Origin of the sequence: Haloarcula sp. NS06, from assembly GCF_051122755.1 — an archaeon.
Lineage (GTDB): Archaea > Halobacteriota > Halobacteria > Halobacteriales > Haloarculaceae > Haloarcula.
Window position 1 is genome coordinate 2,417,537 of record NZ_CP184844.1, and the last position, 19,094, is coordinate 2,436,630.

General features: G+C 60.6%; 17 protein-coding genes. 6 read left to right on the plus strand and 11 right to left on the minus strand.

Annotated elements, in window-relative coordinates; all coding sequences use genetic code 11:
* Window positions 1-2 precede the first annotated feature (2 nt).
* A complete protein-coding gene (locus ACODNH_RS16445; protein WP_434530588.1) occupies window positions 3-1,196 on the plus strand; it encodes a glycosyltransferase family 4 protein in 1,194 nt (397 codons plus the stop codon).
* On the opposite strand, the gene ACODNH_RS16450 is transcribed toward ACODNH_RS16445, so the two are convergent.
* The 3 genes from ACODNH_RS16450 to ACODNH_RS16460 are packed head-to-tail and all read right to left on the minus strand — an operon-like array spanning window position 1,184 to window position 5,396.
* The gene (locus ACODNH_RS16450; RefSeq protein WP_434530589.1) at window positions 1,184-2,536 is read right to left on the minus strand and encodes a sulfatase; all 1,353 of its coding nucleotides are present in this window, start codon (window positions 2,534-2,536) and stop codon (window positions 1,184-1,186) included. The two genes, ACODNH_RS16445 and ACODNH_RS16450, sit on opposite strands and share 13 nt — an antisense overlap.
* A 35-nt stretch (window positions 2,537-2,571) precedes the next feature.
* The gene (locus ACODNH_RS16455) at window positions 2,572-4,014 is read right to left on the minus strand and encodes an oligosaccharide flippase family protein (RefSeq protein ID WP_434530590.1); all 1,443 of its coding nucleotides are present in this window, start codon (window positions 4,012-4,014) and stop codon (window positions 2,572-2,574) included.
* Window positions 4,011-5,396 (minus strand): sulfatase, encoded by a 1,386-nt coding sequence (locus ACODNH_RS16460; RefSeq protein WP_434530591.1) that lies wholly within the window; start codon window positions 5,394-5,396, stop codon window positions 4,011-4,013. Before ACODNH_RS16460 ends, ACODNH_RS16455 begins: the two co-directional genes overlap by 4 nt.
* Window positions 5,397-5,775: 379 nt before the next feature.
* Between ACODNH_RS16460 and ACODNH_RS16465 the strand changes: the two genes are divergently transcribed.
* Window positions 5,776-6,747, plus strand: a complete 972-nt coding sequence (locus tag ACODNH_RS16465; RefSeq protein ID WP_434530592.1) for an alkaline phosphatase family protein — start codon at window positions 5,776-5,778, stop codon at window positions 6,745-6,747.
* 1 nt (window position 6,748) lies between these two features.
* Here the strand turns inward: ACODNH_RS16465 and ACODNH_RS16470 are convergent, their stop codons facing one another.
* A complete protein-coding gene (locus ACODNH_RS16470; RefSeq protein ID WP_434530593.1) occupies window positions 6,749-7,861 on the minus strand; it encodes a glycosyltransferase family 4 protein in 1,113 nt (370 codons plus the stop codon).
* A 2-nt stretch (window positions 7,862-7,863) separates the two neighbouring features.
* Entirely contained in the window at window positions 7,864-8,181 is a 318-nt protein-coding gene (locus ACODNH_RS16475) for a hypothetical protein (RefSeq protein ID WP_434530594.1), read from the minus strand.
* Window positions 8,182-8,657: 476 nt separating this feature from the next.
* Here ACODNH_RS16475 and ACODNH_RS16480 point away from each other — a divergent pair, with 476 nt between their 5' ends.
* Window positions 8,658-10,394: a carbamoyltransferase family protein gene (locus tag ACODNH_RS16480; protein ID WP_434530595.1), complete on the plus strand. Its 1,737-nt coding sequence runs from the start codon at window positions 8,658-8,660 to the stop codon at window positions 10,392-10,394.
* Between the two features lie 102 nt (window positions 10,395-10,496).
* On the opposite strand, the gene ACODNH_RS16485 is transcribed toward ACODNH_RS16480, so the two are convergent.
* Window positions 10,497-11,339 carry a TrmB family transcriptional regulator gene (locus ACODNH_RS16485; protein ID WP_434530596.1) on the minus strand — a complete coding sequence of 281 codons (843 nt, stop codon included), beginning with the start codon at window positions 11,337-11,339 and terminating at the stop codon, window positions 10,497-10,499.
* Window positions 11,340-11,588: 249 nt separating this feature from the next.
* Between ACODNH_RS16485 and aglJ the strand changes: the two genes are divergently transcribed.
* On the plus strand, window positions 11,589-12,635 hold the full coding sequence (gene aglJ / locus ACODNH_RS16490; protein ID WP_434530597.1) for an S-layer glycoprotein N-glycosyltransferase AglJ: 1,047 nt from the start codon (window positions 11,589-11,591) through the stop codon (window positions 12,633-12,635).
* Between the two features lies 1 nt (window position 12,636).
* Here aglJ and ACODNH_RS16495 read toward each other — a convergent pair whose 3' ends face one another.
* Window positions 12,637-12,963, minus strand: a complete 327-nt coding sequence (locus ACODNH_RS16495; protein WP_434530598.1) for a hypothetical protein — start codon at window positions 12,961-12,963, stop codon at window positions 12,637-12,639.
* Between the two features lie 46 nt (window positions 12,964-13,009).
* Complete coding sequence (locus ACODNH_RS16500) at window positions 13,010-13,360, minus strand: winged helix-turn-helix transcriptional regulator (RefSeq protein WP_306706106.1); 351 nt, start codon at window positions 13,358-13,360, stop codon at window positions 13,010-13,012.
* A gap of 136 nt (window positions 13,361-13,496) precedes the next feature.
* On the opposite strand from ACODNH_RS16500, the gene ACODNH_RS16505 reads away from it, so the two are divergent.
* Both ACODNH_RS16505 and ACODNH_RS16510 read left to right on the plus strand, forming a co-directional pair.
* A complete protein-coding gene (locus ACODNH_RS16505) occupies window positions 13,497-13,916 on the plus strand; it encodes a DoxX family protein (protein WP_306706108.1) in 420 nt (139 codons plus the stop codon).
* A 115-nt stretch (window positions 13,917-14,031) separates the two neighbouring features.
* Entirely contained in the window at window positions 14,032-15,690 is a 1,659-nt protein-coding gene (locus ACODNH_RS16510) for a rhomboid family intramembrane serine protease (protein WP_434530599.1), read from the plus strand.
* Here ACODNH_RS16510 and ACODNH_RS16515 read toward each other — a convergent pair.
* From ACODNH_RS16515 to ACODNH_RS16525, 3 genes are all read right to left on the minus strand, one after another.
* Window positions 15,687-16,313 carry an METTL5 family protein gene (locus ACODNH_RS16515; RefSeq protein ID WP_434530600.1) on the minus strand — a complete coding sequence of 209 codons (627 nt, stop codon included), beginning with the start codon at window positions 16,311-16,313 and terminating at the stop codon, window positions 15,687-15,689. The two genes, ACODNH_RS16510 and ACODNH_RS16515, sit on opposite strands and share 4 nt — an antisense overlap.
* A gap of 43 nt (window positions 16,314-16,356) precedes the next feature.
* Entirely contained in the window at window positions 16,357-17,922 is a 1,566-nt protein-coding gene (locus ACODNH_RS16520) for an ATP-binding protein (RefSeq protein WP_434530601.1), read from the minus strand.
* A gap of 96 nt (window positions 17,923-18,018) precedes the next feature.
* Window positions 18,019-19,092 carry an ATP-binding protein gene (locus tag ACODNH_RS16525; RefSeq protein WP_434530602.1) on the minus strand — a complete coding sequence of 358 codons (1,074 nt, stop codon included), beginning with the start codon at window positions 19,090-19,092 and terminating at the stop codon, window positions 18,019-18,021.
* Window positions 19,093-19,094: the final 2 nt, after the last annotated feature.

A 19,094-nucleotide genomic window follows, 5' to 3' on the forward strand; every position in this document is an offset into this window, starting at 1 on the left:
AGATGACGGACCCAACACGTCAGCAAAAGTGTGAGACGGAAACACAGGAAGCGGACCTGCCGAACGTCTGTGTCGTCACGCACCCACTTGCCGCGGCCGGCGAGAACGCCACACGGAGCCTGCTGGATATCCTCTCTGCGATCACATCGGTCGCACTCGTGACGGCTGACCTGCCAGTCGATTCTGAGATCCGCGACCGGCACGAACTCGTTGAAGTCACGCGGAAAGGCGCGGGCGACTCCATCGTCACCGCCGCGTTCCGGTTTCTGCTGAACCAACTCCGAATGTGTCGCGTTATTGCTGATCGTGACGAAGACGTGGTCCTGTTTTTCGGCGCAACGTCGTACCTGCTACCCATTATTGTGGCTCGGTTACTCGGGAAGACTGTCCTCGTCGAACCCCGCGGCGACGTGCCGCTGACGCTCCGGCTGAACTGGGAACAGCAGTTGCCGGACCCGGTGGCTGCCGGGCTCGCCGGTGCCGTCCGTGCACTCGAACGAGCTGGCTTCGCCGTGGCTCACGGCGTCATCACCTACACGCCCGAGATGGCTCGCCAGCTGGACCTGCATCCGGAAGCTCCGACCGTGTATCCGACAGGGGCGCGCTACGTCCGGACGGACGAATTTCGCGTCCAGCGTCCCTACGCTGACCGCGACCGCGTCGTCGGGTTCCTCGGGCGGCTTGACGAAGAAAAAGGCGTCCGGGAACTGGCAGCAGTTGCCACGCAACTCCCCGACGACATCACCTTCCGATTCGTCGGGGACGGCGACCTCCGAGAGTGGCTGGAACAGGACCTCGCCGCGGAGATTGAGGCCGGTCACGTGGAATTGACCGGCTGGGTAGACCACGATGCGGTCCCACACGCTCTGAATGACCTCGAACTCCTGATCTTGCCCTCCCAGCCGACTGAGGGACTCCCGACGACTATTCTGGAGGCGCTGGCTTGCGGAACGCCAGTATATGCCAGCCCAGTCTCGGGTGTCCCGGATGTGGTTAGGGACGGAGAGACAGGTTTCACTATTAACTCACGCGAGCCCACAGCACTGGCGGCGGGTATCGAGCGGATTCTCGACAGAGATGATCTGGCAACAATCAGCGAGAACGGACGCGCCCTGATCGAACGCGAGTACAGTTTCGATGCGGCCTGTGAGCGATACCGCGGTATCCTTCGTTCTGTCGCCGGCTACTCGTCGTAACCCAACCGTCGGAGCCGTTCCTTGACATCCTCATCCATGTCCGGGCGCTCGACGTCGTCCGCCTCCGTTGCCCGAACGAGTTGCCGGTGGTCATTGAGCTGTTTGCGGAGCCGCCGCTCCTGAGCTGGATGGTCCTCGATGACGTTTACCTGCTCTTCAGGATCCGCTGTCAGGTCATACAGCTCGTCATCCTTGTCCTCGTGGGCAATGAGCTTCCACTCGGGCTCACGTACGCGGACGTGTTCGTCGCCGTCGTCATCGCGGTAGCCGCCCAGAATCTCGTTGCGATCCCACTCCCCGTCGAAAGCGAGTCGCCGGAGGCTCTGTCCGAACCAGTTGTTCGGCACATCGAGCCCAGCGGTGTCGACGAGCGTGCAGGGCAGGTCAGTCAGCCCGACTAGCTCGTCGTAGCTTCCCGTATCGTCCCAGCCGTTAATCAAGAGCGGGACGTGGTTTTTCACGTCAAGGAGGCGTGCGCCGCCGAAGTAACCGTGTTCGAGGAAGTGGTCGCCGTGGTCCGCCGTCAACGCCATCACGTAGTCGTCTCCCCACGTTGATTTGACGGCGTCCATGAGACGGCCGACTTCTGCGTCGTTGAACCGTATCTCCGCATCGTAGAGGTCGATGAACGTCTGGTGCTCTTCCGGTGTCACTGCCTCGGGCTCCTCAATGAACTTTCGGCGAAGTTGGATCGATTCGTTGTCCGACACCGTTTCGTCCCGGAACTCTCGCTGGTATTCCTCGGGCGGAAGGAACGGATGGTGGACGTCCATGTAATGTGCCCAGACGAACGTCGGGGTCTCATCGTCGCTGTCCTTGATGAACTGGATCGCCCGGTCGGTGATTTCATCGGCCGGGACGTGATAGGACCCGACGTTGAGACCCTGTGAGGACTCGAGGAAATCATAGCCTCGCCTCAGGAGGGAGAGCAGTCTGCCGTCGAGGTTCGTCTTGGCCCACTTGCGGAGCTTCGAGGTAGTTGACTCGTCGGGCGCCGAGTCGTAGAACTCGTCCCAACCCCGGTCGTAGCCGAACTTCCCGGAGACGTAGAGGTTCGAGTGAAACCCGCCGGTGCGGTAGCCGGCATCGTCGAACACTTCAGAGATAAGGGTCTGTTCCTCGGAAATGCGTTCGTGGCCGCCGTACATCATCGGCGTCACGCCCGAGAGGATGCCGGGAAATGAAAAACGGGTGCCGCCGACATGAGAGAAGGCGTTCAGGAACGTGCTGCTTTCTTCGGCGTAAGCGTCAATCTGTGGTGTAGTATCTCGCTCGTATCCGTGGTACCCCACGTGGTCCGCTCGTAGCGAATCGATAGTAACGAGGAGGACGTTGTTCATGCTACTGCGTCCGCCAGTGGCACAATTAAGGATTGCTATAGTGTCGTTTCCGGCATAAGTAATCGAGCTTTCGCACGGACCCGCGTCGAAATGATTACAAGGACGACAGCGTAGACGACCCCGCCGAAGCCGGCGAGCAGCAGCGTCCCCAGTCGACCCGGGGGCATCAGCATGGCGACGGGGGAGACTGCAGCGGCCATCACCGTGGCAGCGGCGACCTGAGTGCCGAGTGTCCGGTACGGAATTTGGATGGATCCGACGATGTTCCCGAGCACCCAGTAACTGATTAGCGCTCGAAGTAGCGACGACAGCGCGGTAGCGATGGCCGCACCTGTCCAGCTGAATTGCCAGATGAGAACTGCGTTCAAAATCACGTTAGAGGCGATAAAAACCATGTTGACACGGAACGCTGCGTCAGGCCTGTCGACCCCGTTGATGACGTTTGTGAACTGGGAGGCGAACGCGTCAGCAAGATATGCTGCAATGAGGATGAGCAACACCGTCTCGCCCTGGCCGAATTCCGGGCCAAAGAACCGAAGCACCCGTTCGCCGATGATGGCCGCACCGACGAGTCCCGGAATGACGAGGATACCGCTGAACGCCAGTGCCTCGTCGAGGTAGTGAACGATGCGGTCGTAGCCGTCCGCCGTGCTCAGGTCGCTGACCTCAGGAAAGAGCGTCTGGCTGATCGAAGAACTTGCAATCGCAAGCATCGATCCGATACCCCACGCCGCCTCGTAGATACCGATGAGAGATGCACTGACGAAAAACGAGAGAAAGATAGTGTCGAGCCAGCCGAAGACCCGGCCTCGGAGTGCCCCCATCCACGCATACTTGGCGTAGTCGATGAGGCTCCGGATCTGGTCAACAGTGGGCAGCGCCGGCCGCCGCTTACTCAGCAGGAAAGCAGCCCCGGCGGCGACGGCTAGGGACAAGGCGTGGCCCAGCGCGATGCCGGCCACCCCCATCGCCGCCAGAAGTGCCCCGACCTGTAGAGCGGTCCGCGTCACGCGCTCGCCGGCCTTGAGCCACCCCGTCGCAGCGACTCGTTTCTGTCCTTGCAAGCTTCCCTGTGTCGTCCGGTATGCCACTGCCGCGATCAACATGACCACGATCTCCACGTCGTAATCGATGAGGACCCGCATGAGCTCGCGGTTACGGGAAACAATTCCTCCGAGAAGTTCGCCGGCCGCCAAGACGAGGACGCCGAGCACGGCAGTCGTAATCGCGTTGAGCAGGATACCGCCACCGATGAAACCGGCAGGACTGTCACCCTCGCTAATCCGTTTTTTCATCGCGTTCGCAACAGCGTTACCCGGAATTACCAGCCAAAAGAAGCCCAGCGCGACGATAACAGAATACTGTCCAAGACCGCCTGCACCCAGAACGATAGCAATGAGCCATCTTGCGGCGAAGCCGGCCAGCGTGACAACGGCCTGTGAGACAAAGTGTGAGAAGGCGGTTTTCCCAAGCTTCATTCCATGTAGCCAAGGTCCCGAAGCTGGCGCTGGACCGCACCAGAGAACTCCTCTTGTTGGCCCCCCGATACTGGCTGGCCGTTCGCCTCAATCCAGTCCGCTAAATCGGACTGTAGCGACTCGGCCACCTCTGGGTGCGCCTCACGCACGTCGGTTTCCTCATCGGTTACCTCGAACAGTTCTGAACCTGCTTCGCTCTCCTGATAGCGCCACTCCTCTGTCCGGAGCCCGCTCAGCGTCGCGGTGTGGAACGCTGAGTAATCAAAGTCAGGGTTGTGTGTGAGTAGTTCTTCGTAGGTGTTCGGGCCCCGCTGGGAAACGGCGAACTCACGACCTTCCTCACGGAGGTCGACTCCGATGGTATCTGAACCGTCCACGCCGGCGACTTCAAGCAGCGTCCGCATTACGTCGCTATGCTGGATGATGTCGTCGTCGTCGACGGCTAACGGATCCTCGAGTCCGTCAATAACGAGCGGGACGCGGGTAACGGCGTCGTTCAGGACGTAGCTGTGCGAAAGCAATCCCCACTCGCCGAATAATTCGCCATGGTCGCCCGTAATCACGATGATGGTGTCACCGAGGTTGAGCGAGCGCAAATTCGAGACAAGCTGACCCACCATCTCATCGGTGTAGGCGATTTCCGAGTCGTACATCGCACGCAGGGCGGCCCACTCCTCATCGGTCAGCTCGCAGCCGTTTGCGATGATTTCATCGAGGTTGTAGTGGATCTCGAGCGCACGTTCAGCGGCCTCACGTCCGGACATTTCAAGATCATCAGTAAAGGTATCAAGGTATTTTCCCGGCGGATAATAGGGTCGGTGGGGTTCATTATAATGGAGATAAAAAAAGAACGGCTTGGACTCGGATTCGAAGTCGCCCAGCCATCGCTTCGCAACACCGTTCATCAGCAGTGGCGACGCGTGTTTTGACGTGTCCATCGTCAGCCCGGCCGAGTGGCTCCGGATGTTCCAGAGGTACGAGGCGAGGGTCTTTGCACCGGCCTGATGAATTGTTGAGGATGCGAGCCACTGAAACCGATCGAAGCCGCGGTCAAGATTGGTCGCCGAGCTCAGATAGGAGTTGCGCGACAGGCAGGCCGTCCGGTAGCCGGCGTCTTGGAACCGTTCCGCGACAGTAGTAATGCTGTCGGGGACTGCGTTCCCCTCGATGCCGATATTCGTGTGGGTTGGAGCATAGCCAGTCAAGATGGCGCCACTGGAGGGCAGTGTGGATTTACTGTGAGCGATGCACGTATCGAACCCGTGGCCCGAAGCAGCTATATCGGCCATCTCCGGGGTCGTGTCGCGCTCGTATCCCCCGATCGTCGTGTGATCCGACCGAAGGCTGTCGAGAGTTATCCAGACGATGTTCGGCGTCGACATGCGGTATACCGTTGTTGATTTGCCCTCCAGTAATTTATATTCCGGTTCCAGACGGAGAAGGTGGATTACTGACGTATTGTGAGATCCGGAGGCACACCAGAAAGCATGACGGCAGACACCAGCGCTAGCGAGAAATTTCCTACTGGCTCAGGAAGTGCGCCTCCAGCACGTCACCTCGACTGCCGGCGCAACAATATGCGAACACCCTTCGAAGGTGGGAACTCGACCACTGACGGCTGTCCCGTGGGTCGAGTTCGAGTCCTCCCAGCCTGAGACGGCCGACGACAGGACTGTCAAAGACCGTTTGGAGACCTTGGGCTATGCTGAGTAGTCAAAGTAAATAAGTATTAAATATACACGTAGCCGAAGTAAGACAATCATGGTGCTGGTCGTTCTTGGTATCGACGCGCTGGATCCGGAGCTGGTAGACCCTGCGGACCATCCGAACCTCACGCTCGATAGCTACCGATCTATCGAGACAATAAACAGCGTTGAAGGGGAGCCAAGTACCCACGAACTGTGGCCGACGATTATCACCGGTCTTTCTCCCGAAGAGCATGGGCTCGAACTCGAGGACGGTGTGGCCTGGGAGAACCCCTTGCTACGGTACGGGAGCGCGGCCGCGAGCTACCTGCTTCCCGACGGGATTCAAACCAGAATTGGTGCGTGGCTGCTCAACAATACCGGCGAAGACGCGTTCCGTGTTCCAGCGACCTACTACCAGAACGAAGGGATATCGACGGTATTCGACGGTCGTGAGGCCGCGACCATCGGCATCCCGAACTACGTTGTCGATCCCGATATCGAGGACCGAGAACACAGCCTTCGGCGGAACCTCGGAAACCTGTTCGAACGCGATCAGAGCGCCCGGGGTGGTCATACCTCATCCGACCCGGTAGCGTTCTACGAGCAGTGTCTGGAGATGTCAATGATTCGCCTCGCCCGGGCGCGAAGAGCACTCAGAGGCGGCCAAAAGAGTCTGGTCTTCGCGTACACGAGCGGACTTGACCTTATCGGCCACGTCACCTACGACCAGCCGACTCTCCAGATGCAGGCCTACGACGAACTCGACGAGTTCGTGGGTGAACTGCGGGATGACCTCCACGAGGACGATGAACTCCTTCTCGTGAGCGACCACGGGCTACAGGACGGCGTCCACACCCACGAGGCAATGGTCGCGGCGACGGACAACCGTCTCGTTGACGATGTCGGGAGCGTACTGGATGTCCGTGCGGCCATCGAGTCCGAACTGGACGCCCACGACCACGACGGCAGCGGCCGCGGGCAGCGACTCTCGATGGGGCAGAATGACGCCGTCACCTCGCAACTTGAAGACCTCGGGTATATGTAACTCAGTCCACTAGCTCGCCGTACAGCTCCCGATACGCGTTCGCAACAGTGCGTATCTCGTACTTCTCTTGGACCAGCTCTCGACCCGCGGTGGCGAGACGTTGGCGTCGTTCGATGTCGGAGGCCAGCGTGACCAGATGGTCTGCGAGACGGGTGGCGTCCCCGGTCGGGTGGAACAGCGCCACGTCGCTGTAGGGCTCGGTGAACGGTGGAATCTCAGAGAAGACAGCCGCATTGTCGGTGGCCAGACCCTCGACGGCCGCGGCACTGAACCCCTCCCATAGCGACGGCATCGCGTAGATGTCTATCTCGTCGAGCATCTTGTAGACGTATCGACGATCGAGATAGCCGAGGAAGTGGACGGCGTCGGTGACGCCGTGTTCTGCTGTGACTCTCCTGAGGGCGTCTTCCTCCGGACCGTCGCCGGCGATGACCAACTCGATAGGGGTGGCCGAGCGGTCGCGGGCAAGAGCGAGCGCGCGGACGAGCGTCGCCTGGTCTTTCTGTTCGGTGAGCATCCCCGCGGTACCGACGAGAGCGGTGTCGTCATCTATGCCGGCCACCTCGCGGGCGCTCCAATCGACTGTTCGACCGGCGTCGATTCGGGCGAAGTCAACGCCGTTTGGGATGAACCTGACACGGTCTTCGGGGAGTAGGATGTCCTCCCAGCGAGTAAACGAGTCGTATACCGCCCGTGAATTACAGACGACGCGGTCAGCCAGCGGATTCGTGAATCCGTTCGCTACCCTCCCCAGTCTGTTGAACCCCTTCCGCATGTTCCCCTCTCGGGATACCGACGGGACCCCGAGACACCGTGCGATGGCCTTCGCGAACGACCCGGAGTGGTTGTGGTGAGCCTGCACGACATCGTACTCGTGGAGTATCGACGCGGTGCGTCTGACGGTCTGTACGTCTGCTCCGACCGTCGTGTCCGGCGCGTCAAGACAGGTGACACCCACCCGGTCGTCGCCGTCGAAGGACTCGGCGTCGAACCACGCGAGGATGTCCACCTCGGCGTCGGTGTACTTCACTACCGCCGTAGCGATATCGGCCGGGACGCTCGTCTCGCCGACTGCGTTGACGACGAAACAGACGCGTGGGCTGGTCCCGGTCATGTTCACTCTTCGGCGTACCCCAACGCCGCCAGTCGGTCCGAGACGTAGTCGGCGGCCCCGACAGAGGTCTCGGGCTCGAAGACTACCTCCGGCACCGTCACCAGCGGGTCGTTCCAACCGCTATCGTGGACCGAAACGTGCTCGCAGTTGGGGCTTGGCGACCCCTGGTCGGAGTCCGGGTTCGCACAAACATAGGTGGTATCTTCGAACCCCACCGACTGTACGGCCTGTATAAACTCCCACGTCGCACTCGCCGGTGGCCGAGCATGGCCGACGACGGCGTCTGTCACCATCTCCGACAGCGTGTCGTACCAACACATACCGGGGGTGATGAGTCCGTCCCAACCGACTGCCTCTAACCGTTTGAACAGGCTCAGAGAGCATGTCTCCGGGAGGTCTTTCGAGAGCCACGTCCACGCGCAATAAGTCAACGGCTCCCGTAAAGAGCCGGAGGCCGGTGGCTCGTCAGTTCCAAACAGCTGGTACGTATTGAATATCTTCCCTAGCATTGGTCTACATGGCCGATGGGCTTCAGAGGGCGCCTGACAGACATCGGTTACTGCAGCGAGTGAACTCACACCACGGCCCACTCCAAGCGGACGCTCGCAGTTCGCGATATCAAGCGTCTACTGGCCTTGCCGCAGGAAAATTCTTAACCGTTGTGGTTCAAACCACACGAGAGCGGCGTCTCAGTGTGGCGTCTGACTGCCGAGAGTGCCCGCAAACGGCGGACGACACCGACGAGGTGGCGAGGAAAACAGAGTGTTTTTTATATTCGTGTTGTAGCCAACTAAGTATGCATCTGGGTATCGTTCCCGCCAATGATGGGTCACATCACGACCCGAGTGCCTGTCTCGTCGAGCGGGGCGAAGTACGGGCATTCGTCGAACAAGAGCGGATGAGTCGGGACAAACACGCCGAGGGGCAGTTCCCGCTTGAAGCCATCGAAGAGGTCTTCTCTATCGCGTCTATCTCTATCCGCGATGTCTCGACGATTTCGCTTTCGCGGAACTACGACAACCGACGGAAAGCGCTTGGCCGTCTCGCCCGTCGGGGGTACAACTCGACAACATCGGGCCGTTTCGAACGGCTCTACGACACTGTCATGTTACCGCTCAAACAGAGCACGCAGTTGACAAACGAGAAACTCCAGTCGCTGACGGCCTCGAAACTGAGCACCCATTTCGATATCGACCAGTCCGAACTCCCCGAGATTCGCTGCCGCAACCATCAACACACCCATGCGACGAGCGCGTTTTTGCCCAGCGGATTCGACGAAGCACTGGTCGTCTCGTTGGACAACTACGGCGGTCACCTATCCGGTGGCGTGTACCACGGTGAGGGGTCTCAACTGCGGATGTTGGAGTCGTTCCCGCGGTTCAACTCTCTGGGTCGGTTCTTCGGTGACTTCACCGCCTTCCTGGGCTTCCGTCGGTCCAATGGCGAAGGGAAAGTCATGGGACTGGCCCCCTACGGAGAACCGAATGAACACATCGGTTCCGTGGTGGAGTCCTACTACACCGTCGAGGATGGGCACTACGATGTCGAGGCGTTGACCTATCGTAAGCCCAGCGACGCTGTCGCGAAACTAGAACGTGACCTCGGGTTCGACCAGCGATACTGGCGCGACGAAATCGAGCAACGTCACAAAGACGTCGCGTTCCACTTACAGCGAGCCGTCGAGGACATCGTCTCGCAACTGTCCGAGTTCTATCTCGAGCGCGAGGGCCTGTCGAAGGTCTGTTTGGCCGGCGGCGTCGCACTCAACTGCAAGATGAACAAACGAATTCGGGAGCTAGACGCCGTCGAGGACATGTTCGTCCAGCCTGCGGCCAACGACGCGGGCGGCGCACTCGGTGCCGCTTACATCGACAGCGTCGAGGCAGGCGACAGTATCGCCGAGATGCACCACCCGTACTTCGGGACGGCGTACACCACCGAGGAGGTGACAGCCGTTTGCGATGAACTGAAAGTCGACTACGACGTAGTAGATGACCCACCGGAACGGGCTGCAGAGCGACTCGCCGACGGCGAGCTGGTCGGCTGGTTCCAAGGCGGAATGGAAGGCGGTCCCCGGGCGCTCGGCAATCGGTCGATACTGGCGGACCCGCGGTCACCTGACTCGCTTGACCGCGTCAATCGGTACGTGAAACACCGGGAGGAATGGCGACCGTTCGCCCCATCGATGCTGCGCTCGGCGGGCGAGCAGTATCTCGAAGGCGAACTCTCGAAGGCCGCACGGTTCATGATAGATACCTACGAGACAACTGCTGCCGCGAGAGAATCGATTCCGGCGACTCTACACCCGGCGGACGACACCACCCGGCCACAGATCGTGACGGCGGATGCCAACCCCCGGTATCACTCGCTTATCTCTGCGTTCGAGGACCGAACTGGCGTCGGTGCCGTTCTGAACACCAGTTTCAATGACAGCGGCGAACCGATGGTACGGTCGCCACAGGAGGCGATACGGGATTTCTACTCCATGGGACTCGACGTACTGTTCGTCGAAGACGTGATGATCGAAAAGTGACCGAAGGCGGCAATTTGTCTACGGCCACCCACGAGGGCACTGATTGACGGACCAAGCCACTCAGTTCTGGACGAGTCGTGTCACTATCCACTTTCGCTCGATTCACTGGGAGTCCGCGACACTCTCGTACTCCCACACTAAATCGAAGTACCGCTTCATCCCGGCGACGAAGGAACCGTTCTCGGTCAAGGCGGCCTGCCGCATGTGGTTGGGGACATCGGGTTCCTCGACCAGCAGAATAGCTTCCCCGCCTTCGTAGTCCATACTGGGGTCCATCAGGGTGCCGCGCCAGGGCAGTTTCTCGGGGCTGAAGCGTACGTCTACGGCGGGGAATTTTGTAGCCAGTCGGTCAACGATATTCGACTGTACTGCGGCCTTCTCCGGCGGAAGATTGTCCGGGTACAGGAAGAGAACAGAGACGTCGACGCCCCTCTCAAGAGCGTCTTCCAGCGCCTCGCTGACGCTGTCCAGATAGGCGAAGCTATTGGTGATCACCCGAAGCGTTTCGTCGGCGTCGTCGTACAGCCGTCGGGTCTCGCGTTCGCTCGGTTCGCCGACGTCGACGACATGGAACAGTTCGGCCGTCGGTGATATGTCTTCGCTTGCCTGTTCAAACCGCGGTTGGTACTCGGCGAGAAAGGCGTCGCGGTAGGAGTCCATGTCGGCGGCGAACGATTCATATGATTGCCTGCGGTTTTCGACGGCCCGGTCGAGGATGTCGCTGGGAGATTTTGGCTGGTACTCCTTGGGGCGGCCGGGTATCACCTTGATGAAGCCGCGGTCGGACAGCGACTCCAGTACGCCGTAGACGCGGGCCTTGGGGATGCCACTCGCTTCGGCGAGATTCGGGGCCGTCGTTCGGCCGAGCGAGAGCAACTGTTCCAGCGCCGTCGCCTCGTATTCAGTCAGCCCAACTAGGTCGAACACGTCCGCAGGGTCGCTCATACACGGCCATGTGTGGCACGGGATGTAAAACGCGTCGCCCGGCGCCCAAATCTATTAGTGGATGGCGGTGAGTAGTTACTCGCAGAGTGAGTAACATGACTACGACATCCCAGACTGAAGAAGACGAGCACCTGGCAGACATCGAAGACGGCTGTGGCTGTGCAGAGGTCTGGGAGCACATGAGCGAGCAGCGCGACGACTGAGTCCAGACCCGCATTTATTTGCCTTCGCGTGGATGACGTTGAGTCGATGGCCGACCGAGACGACGTCTGTATACTGTTGCCGACATTCAACGAGGCCGAAACTATCGAGTCGGTCGTGTCCGGGTTCCGTGAGCAAGGGTTCGACAACGTCCTCGTCATTGACGGTGGTTCGACTGACGGGACACCGGATCTCGCCGAATCAGTCGGCGCACGAGTCGTTGAACAGTCTGGCTCGGGAAAGGGACAGGCTGTCAGGGAGGCGGTGACGCGCCACATCAAGCAGCCGTACGTCCTGATGGCCGACGGCGACGAAACCTATCGGCCCGACGAGGCGGACAGGCTACTCGAACCGCTGTTGTCGGGCCAGGCCGACCACGTCATCGGAAACCGGTTTGCGGATATGCAACCCGGCGCGATGACGAAGCTGAACCAGGTCGGCAACCGTATCATCAACAGGTCCTTCGAAACGATTCACGGACGGGACCTCACTGATATTCTTTCAGGGTATCGTGCGTTCACGCGCCAGTCCTTCCAGCGGAGTTCGCTGACGGCCTCGGGCTTCGGTATCGAGACGGAGATGGCCGTCGAGTGTGTCAAACACAACATCTCGACGGCGGTAGTACCAATCACCTATCAACCCCGTCCCGACGAGTCCGACACGAACCTTCGCCCGTTCCGAGACGGTGCGACGATCATCCTGACGCTGTACCAGATGGCAAAAACCAATAATCCGCTCTTTTACTTCGGGAGCGTCGGTCTCGGGAGCACTGCGGTCGGGTTCCTTCTCGGCGCGTACGTGGCCTACGACTGGGTTGTCAACAGCATCTCACACGAGGTGATTGCAGTTGTGGGCTCCTTTGCTATTTTGCTGGGGATTCAGCTCCTCATGTTCGGCGTCCTATCGGATATGCTCGTGGCGGTGAACCGCGAACAGACGCGCCGGCTGGAGGACATCGCCGTCCAGCTCACACACGAGAGCCGCAATCAGCCGGCAGACGTGTTTGACGACCAGCAGGTCAACGGCGCGGAGGGCACCGAAGATAGTGACACAGAGACAGAGCCGGCGGTATCTCCGCACCAGTCCGACGAGTAATTTAGAACGGGACCAGCGCGCGTAGCTGGGAGAGAATACTGTTTCTGGTGGCTTCCCGTTTCCGCTCGAATATCGGATGGAGATCGTTGAGTAGCTCCTGCTCGTTGTCGAACTCCGTGGCGGTCGTCTCGTCGAGCGCCTCGGATAGCGTCATCGAGTGGCCCGACGCGTCGAACGGGACCGCGATGTGTCCGGCGGCGTCCCGGACCTCCCTCGCGGTCGCGGGATACTCGATGTCCACGTCCGACAGGCGGGCGTCGAGTGCCGCGATACCGAACTCGATGACGTCTGGCTCGTCGCTGTTATCGGCTGGTGGCCGTACTCCCATTGCTAAACCGATGGGGCCGGGGGATAGAAAAGTCTGCGTTGTCGGCTTAACTTTCGCAACCGGCCAGCCACTCCTCGGCCCAGCCCTCGATTTCGGCGAACACCGGACAGAGGGATTCGCCCTTGGGCGTGAGCTGATAGTACGTCGCGACGGGTGCGTCTTCTTCGAGCCGCCGGTCGACAAAGCCCATCTCCTGGAGGTCGTCGAGGACCCGCGAGAGGGTGCGAGAGCTGGCGTCGGTGGCGCGTTTGAGTTCGTTGAACCGCTGTTCGCCGTTCTGGAGTTCGTGGAGTACGACAAGGCGCCAGCGCGACCCGATCTGTTCCAGCGACTCAATGACGGCACACGGCCCGCTCTCTTCCTCCTCGTCCGCGGCAGTGAATACTTCAGATGACATCGGTGCTACCTGGTATCTTCGTTGTCCGGGAACGTACAAATAGGTTCGCATACGAACCAAGTAACGTAATGAAACCACCAATCGCGGTTCGACAGCTTCGTAGCGAAACGACGACTGCTCCGGCGGTGAGCGCCTGATGGCGTTTGAGTCTGCGGCGGCGGGCGAACTGTTCCTGCTCGGCCGACTCCTGTTCGGCGGGGTACTTGCCTTCATGGGCCTGAACCACTTCCAGAACGCCGGGCAGATGGCCCCCTACGCGGAGGCGAAGGGGCTCCCAGCACCTGCGGCGTCGGTCTACGGGAGCGGCGGGCTACTCCTCGTCAGCGGCGTCCTCGTCATCCTCGGTGCGTACCCCGTCATCGCGGCCGGGGCGCTGGCGACGTTCCTCGTCGCTTCCGCCGTCATGATGCACAACTTCTGGGCGGTCCCGGACGATCAGATGCAAGACGAGATGACGCAGTTCCTCAAGAACATCGCCCTCGCCGGCGGCGCGGTGTCACTGCTTGCAGTGGCCGGCACGTCGTGGCCATACAGCGTCGGTATGTCTCTGTTCTGAGGTGACGCATTCGCTGGACAGAGTTGCCTGACCGTGGCCCGTTCCCTGTTTGTCACTGTTGGAGAGTGACACCTGCCGTCATCCATAAGCCGTCCCGTACCTGAACTGTGCGTGAATGATGCAGTCGCTGCCGATGCCGGCCATGCCCGCATGGCTCCCGTGGCAGGAAGCGGTCGTCTTCGCCGTGGTGATCGCTGTCCTCCTTGCCGTCCGACGCTTCTCGGATGCGCGACTCGGCGACGAGATACGGGCGCGACTCTTCCTCGGGGTCCCGTGGGGAACGCTGCTGACGATTGTGGGTGTCGCGGCGGTGTACCTGTTCCTGCAGGGCGCGTGGTGGCATCCACGGAACCCGCTTGTAACCCCGTTCCGGACGTGGTCGTACTTCTACCCGTTTGGGATGCTTACGGGGGCGTTCACCCACGGCAGTCAGGGCCACATCACGGGGAACCTCATGGGTACGCTGGTGTACGGGACGGTCGCCGAGTACGTCTGGGGACACTACCCTCGCAAGCGTGGGGTTCAGACCTTCACGTCGCTACGGACGAACCCGTTTACCCGAATTCTGGCTGTCCCCGTCGCCATGTTCGTTGTGGGCGTGTTCTCCGCGGTGTTCGCTATCGGGCCGATTGTGGGCTTTTCGGGCGTGGTGTTTGCCATTGCCGGGTTCGCGCTCGTGACGCGGCCGACGCTGTTTCTCGGCGCCTTTCTCGGGAACCGCGTGCTCGACCTCCTGTATTCGGCGCTTCGCTATCCGGTGTCGACAGCCTCGGGTCAGACCCGCTTTGTGACGCCGTGGTGGTCCAACATCGCTATTCAGGGGCACGCCATCGGCATTCTGGCAGGCGTCGTCGTGGCACTCGCGCTCCTGTGGAGTCGGGACGAACGCCCCGACACCCTTCGGGTGTTCTTTGCAACGCTCGTGTTCGCCGTCGCACAGGGACTCTGGGCAGTGTACATACCGCTCGGTGGCGGCCGGTTTCGATTGTTCCGCTGGGCCGGAACAGCACTGGTGTTCGTCCTCGCGCTTGTCGTCGCCGCGGCGACCGTCGGTTCTGACCGGCGTTTTCGCCCGTCGTTCGACCGCCGCCCGGCGTCACTTGCGGTGGTGGTCCTCCTCATTGTACTCGGCGCACTGAGTCTCGCTGCTGTCCCAACCAACGTCGTGGACCTTCAGGCAGACCAGCTCCCCGAAGACGGAATCGAAATCAGAGACTACGTCGTGACCTACGACGAGAACGTCCCGAATGCGTACTTCGAAGGTATCTGGGTCCCAACACAGCGGGGCAGGGCGAGCGTCAACGAAAGCGGTGTCATCGTCGCCAGCGCTGAGCGGGAGGTCTGGATCGCCGCTATCCAGCCGGGCCGGCTCGCCGTCAACGGTAAGGAGCGGGTCACAGTCGGCGGGCCGACCTGGCGCGAATCGGTGTATGCGAACCGAATAGACTGGTCAGTACTCGGCAATTCCAGCGTCTACCGGGTCCAGCTCAGGCGCGAGGGCGACCAGCCCCGGACGGCGTACACATCAGCGCCGTCAACGGCGGATGTGATGCTCGACGGCCGGAACGTGACAGTGGCGGCCCGGCAGAACGGGTTCGACGTGGTCGTAACACGGGGGAACGAAACGGTCGGGCAGGCACCGCTTCCAGCAAACATGACGCGGACGCGGATCGGCGGGCTGACCTTCGAGCGGAACCGCTCGAAGCTGTACGCACGGACAGATGGCACTCGCGTGAAAATCGCCGAGCGTCGCCAGCAAGCGGCGCGGAACTAGGTCCAGTCGATGCGGTACACTTCTGCGGTAATCGCATGCCGGTCCGACTCGTGGAAGTCAAACTGCCGTGGCAGGTCGAACTCAGTCTCGAAAGCGTGGGTTACCTCGCCACCGTTGTCGTCGGTAAAGGATTCGACAAACGATTGGCTTCCGTCGTTGTGAATCGAGTACGAAACGCCCGCGATGGATGCGGCAGTTTCGAGGAACCGACGGTCAGCGTGTTCGTTGTCCGACTGTGCACCAAAGGGAGGGTTCATCACGACTGTAGTTTCTCCGGCGGGCGGACACAGCGGGGCTGTGGTGGCATCCGCTCGCACCCACGACACTGGCGTCGTCGACCCGACCTTCCGCTCGTTTTCGCGCGCCGTCGACAGCGGTGCGGGGTCGATATCTAGTCCGACCACCCGCGCCGGCGACCGCAACGCTGCACCCAGCGACAGCATCCCGGTGCCACAGCCCAGATCGACGACAGTCTGTCCCTGAACATCGCCCTGGAGGTCCGCAGTATGGACCAGATGGGCCGCCAGATCCGGCGGTGTCCGGTACTGTTCGAGACTGGCCCGCGGGTTGTCGAACCCGGCGACAACGGCGAGTTGTTGGGCGAGCGCACTCTTTGTCGGCATTACTCGATATACGCAGGATTCATTCAAAAACGTTTGGAAATACTCAGTAGTTATTCTGAGGGAGTGCAACGACGAACTCACTGCCACCGAAGTCGCTCTCCTCGACCCAGATGGCGCCGCCGTAGCTATCGACCATCACCGACACGAAGTACAATCCGAACCCGGTCCCAGTCGACTCGGTTCCACGCTCCCCCTTCTCGAAGATTGCCTCGCGCTCTGCGGGTGGTATCCCGGGTCCGTCGTCAGCGATGTGAAGGTGAACCATCGAACCAACGCGTTCTGTCGTTACCTCGATTGTGGTGTCTGGACCGCCGTGTTCGACAGCGTTCGTCAAGATGTTCCCAACAACATCGTCGAGAAGGTCGTCAGCCACGACCTCGATACCGTCGTGGATGTCTGTTTTGAGCGTACAGTTTCCGTCCATCGAGGCCGCCTTTCTTGTTGCCCCTTCGATGACCGGCCCTAGTTCGATCGTCTCTGCCTCGGTCAACCCGTCGTTTGACATCGTGCTCAGGACGCTCCGGACCTTCTGTGTGAGGTCGACAATGTCATGACTCCAGTCCAGAATCGTCTCTGCGTAGTTCGCCTGTGTACCGTCGAGCGTATCTGCAAGCGTCTCTGCGCGTGCTTCGATGACAGTCATCCCGTTGAGGATGTCGTGTCTGAGAATGCTATTGAAAAACTCCATCTGCTCTTCGCGGCGCTTGAGGTCCGTGATATCTGTCCCCTCGACGATTATCTTTCGGACAACGCCATCGGCCGTTACCGGTCGGGCCACGACGGACGTCGAGATACGCTGGCCGTCCATGCCGATATGCTCGGCCTCGAACCTGACCATCTCCCCCTCTCCCGCTCGCTCGACAGCATCCCGACAACGGCGTGCTGTCGTCGCATCGTGGTCCCACCAAGGCGTCTCCCAGATCGCGTTTCCCGAGATGTCTTCAGCGTCAGCCTCGATGAACCCGAGTGCTGTTTCGTTTGCCCTGATGAGGGTTCCATCGGCCTCAAGGATGCCGATGAATGTCTCCGGTGAGTTGAACGTCGCTTCTAACAGCCGCTGGCTCTCCTCTTGTGAATCGACAGCGATCTCGCGTTCAATCTCCGCTTCGACCCACTGCGTCAGATGCTTGAGCAGCGTCTGCTGCCAGTCCGAGAACTCCGAAATCGCCTCATCATCGTTGACGAAACACAGCGTCCCGTATTCTGACCCGTTCGCCCGAAGCGTCGTGCCGACGTACGCCTCCAGTCCGGCCTCCTTGTATGCAGGGTCAGCCGCCATCGATTCGCTCGCGTTAGTGATGATGTGAATCCCGGAGTCGTTGAGGGTGTGCTTACAGTATGTTTTGGAGAGTGGGCGTTCGACGCCCTCTGCAATCGTTGATGGCAGACCACTACTGGCGACGACTTTGTGTTCGTCTCCGGAGACGACCGTGATGTGGCCGTTCGGGAACCCCAGATGCTCTCGCCCGACGGCCAAGACCGGTTCTACACGCTCCTGAAAGGTAGTTCCGCTGGCCGCCATCGCTGCAGTGAGGTCCTGCATAGCTGCCAGATAGCGATCTCGCTCCTCCGAATCGCTACCCTCGTTCCCGTCCAGCGGATCATCCATAGCAGGTGAGTCGACCTCCCCGGAATTGAAGATTCGGACCCGTTTCTCAGAAGCTGAAATGCGGCCGAGCAATAATGGTGTGACGATCGCCCATCCCTATAGAGTTGCACGCGGGAGTTCAACATAGAAGGCTGCCCCGCCGAGGTCGCTGTCCTCAACCCAGATGTCGCCGCCGTAGCTTCGGACCATCGTGTCCACGAAGTAGAGCCCGAAGCCAGTGCCGCCGGACTCGGAGCCCTTTTCGCCTCGCTCAAAGATACGGCGAGCGGCGCTGCTCGGAATCCCGTCTCCGTCGTCCGCGAGACAGACAGTCACGGTGCCGTCCGCAACCGCCGTCGTCACGTCGATGGTCACGTCGTCGCCGCCGTGTTCGACCGCGTTGAGAAAGAGGTTCCCGAACACGTCATCGAGTAATTCGTCAGCGACAACAGTGACCCCCTGTGTCTCGATTGTGACGGTACAATCGTCGCTGACCGACCGGGCGCGGTCCGCCGCATCGTCGAGGACGGCCTGTAGCTCCCGGTGCTCTTGGTCCCGCCCGCCGCCTTCGGTGACGGTCTCGAGCACCGACCGGACCTTCTCGGTGAGTTCGATGAGGTCGTCGCTCCACTGGACAATTGTCGACGCGTACTCGCGCTCCTCACTGTCGAGCGTGTCCTCGAGGAGTTCGCCCCGCGCCCGGATGACGTTCATCCCGTTGAGGATGTCGTGTTGCAGAATGCTGTTGAAGAAGTCCATCTGGTCGGTCTGGCGCTGAATGGCACGCTGCTGGCGGCTCCTGACGACTGCATACCGGAGTGCTCTCACGAGCCGGTCGCCGTCCAGATCTGCCTTCGGCAGGTAGTCCTGTGCGCCCCGGTTGATCGCTTCGATGGCCATCTCCCGGTCCTCCATGCCTGTGAGGACGATGATCGGCACCTCATCTATCATCTCGGTCGCCCGATCGAGTGTCGCGAGCCCTGTTGACTCGGGGAGTCCAAGGTCAAGCAGTAGCACATCGTAGGCTGCCGCTGATTGTTCGTCGACCGGCGCCAGCGACTCGACGTGGGAAATCGTCACGTCATCGACGAAATGCGCTACAGCCGGCGAATTCAGGTGGTGCTCGACGAGGCGGGCATCGCCCGGGTTGTCTTCGACGAGGAGTACATCGAGCTGTATCGTCTCAGACATCG

Coding starts and splice junctions, on each gene's coding strand:
- ACODNH_RS16445 (WP_434530588.1), top strand. CDS start 3: ATGACGGACCCAACACGTCAGCAAAAGTGTGAGACGGAAACACAGGAA.
- ACODNH_RS16450 (WP_434530589.1), bottom strand. CDS start 2,536: ATGAACAACGTCCTCCTCGTTACTATCGATTCGCTACGAGCGGACCAC.
- ACODNH_RS16455 (WP_434530590.1), bottom strand. CDS start 4,014: ATGAAGCTTGGGAAAACCGCCTTCTCACACTTTGTCTCACAGGCCGTT.
- ACODNH_RS16460 (WP_434530591.1), bottom strand. CDS start 5,396: ATGTCGACGCCGAACATCGTCTGGATAACTCTCGACAGCCTTCGGTCG.
- ACODNH_RS16465 (WP_434530592.1), top strand. CDS start 5,776: ATGGTGCTGGTCGTTCTTGGTATCGACGCGCTGGATCCGGAGCTGGTA.
- ACODNH_RS16470 (WP_434530593.1), bottom strand. CDS start 7,861: ATGACCGGGACCAGCCCACGCGTCTGTTTCGTCGTCAACGCAGTCGGC.
- ACODNH_RS16475 (WP_434530594.1), bottom strand. CDS start 8,181: ATGTGTTGGTACGACACGCTGTCGGAGATGGTGACAGACGCCGTCGTC.
- ACODNH_RS16480 (WP_434530595.1), top strand. CDS start 8,658: ATGCATCTGGGTATCGTTCCCGCCAATGATGGGTCACATCACGACCCG.
- ACODNH_RS16485 (WP_434530596.1), bottom strand. CDS start 11,339: ATGAGCGACCCTGCGGACGTGTTCGACCTAGTTGGGCTGACTGAATAC.
- aglJ (WP_434530597.1), top strand. CDS start 11,589: ATGGCCGACCGAGACGACGTCTGTATACTGTTGCCGACATTCAACGAG.
- ACODNH_RS16495 (WP_434530598.1), bottom strand. CDS start 12,963: ATGGGAGTACGGCCACCAGCCGATAACAGCGACGAGCCAGACGTCATC.
- ACODNH_RS16500 (WP_306706106.1), bottom strand. CDS start 13,360: ATGTCATCTGAAGTATTCACTGCCGCGGACGAGGAGGAAGAGAGCGGG.
- ACODNH_RS16505 (WP_306706108.1), top strand. CDS start 13,497: ATGGCGTTTGAGTCTGCGGCGGCGGGCGAACTGTTCCTGCTCGGCCGA.
- ACODNH_RS16510 (WP_434530599.1), top strand. CDS start 14,032: ATGATGCAGTCGCTGCCGATGCCGGCCATGCCCGCATGGCTCCCGTGG.
- ACODNH_RS16515 (WP_434530600.1), bottom strand. CDS start 16,313: ATGCCGACAAAGAGTGCGCTCGCCCAACAACTCGCCGTTGTCGCCGGG.
- ACODNH_RS16520 (WP_434530601.1), bottom strand. CDS start 17,922: ATGGATGATCCGCTGGACGGGAACGAGGGTAGCGATTCGGAGGAGCGA.
- ACODNH_RS16525 (WP_434530602.1), bottom strand. CDS start 19,092: ATGTCTGAGACGATACAGCTCGATGTACTCCTCGTCGAAGACAACCCG.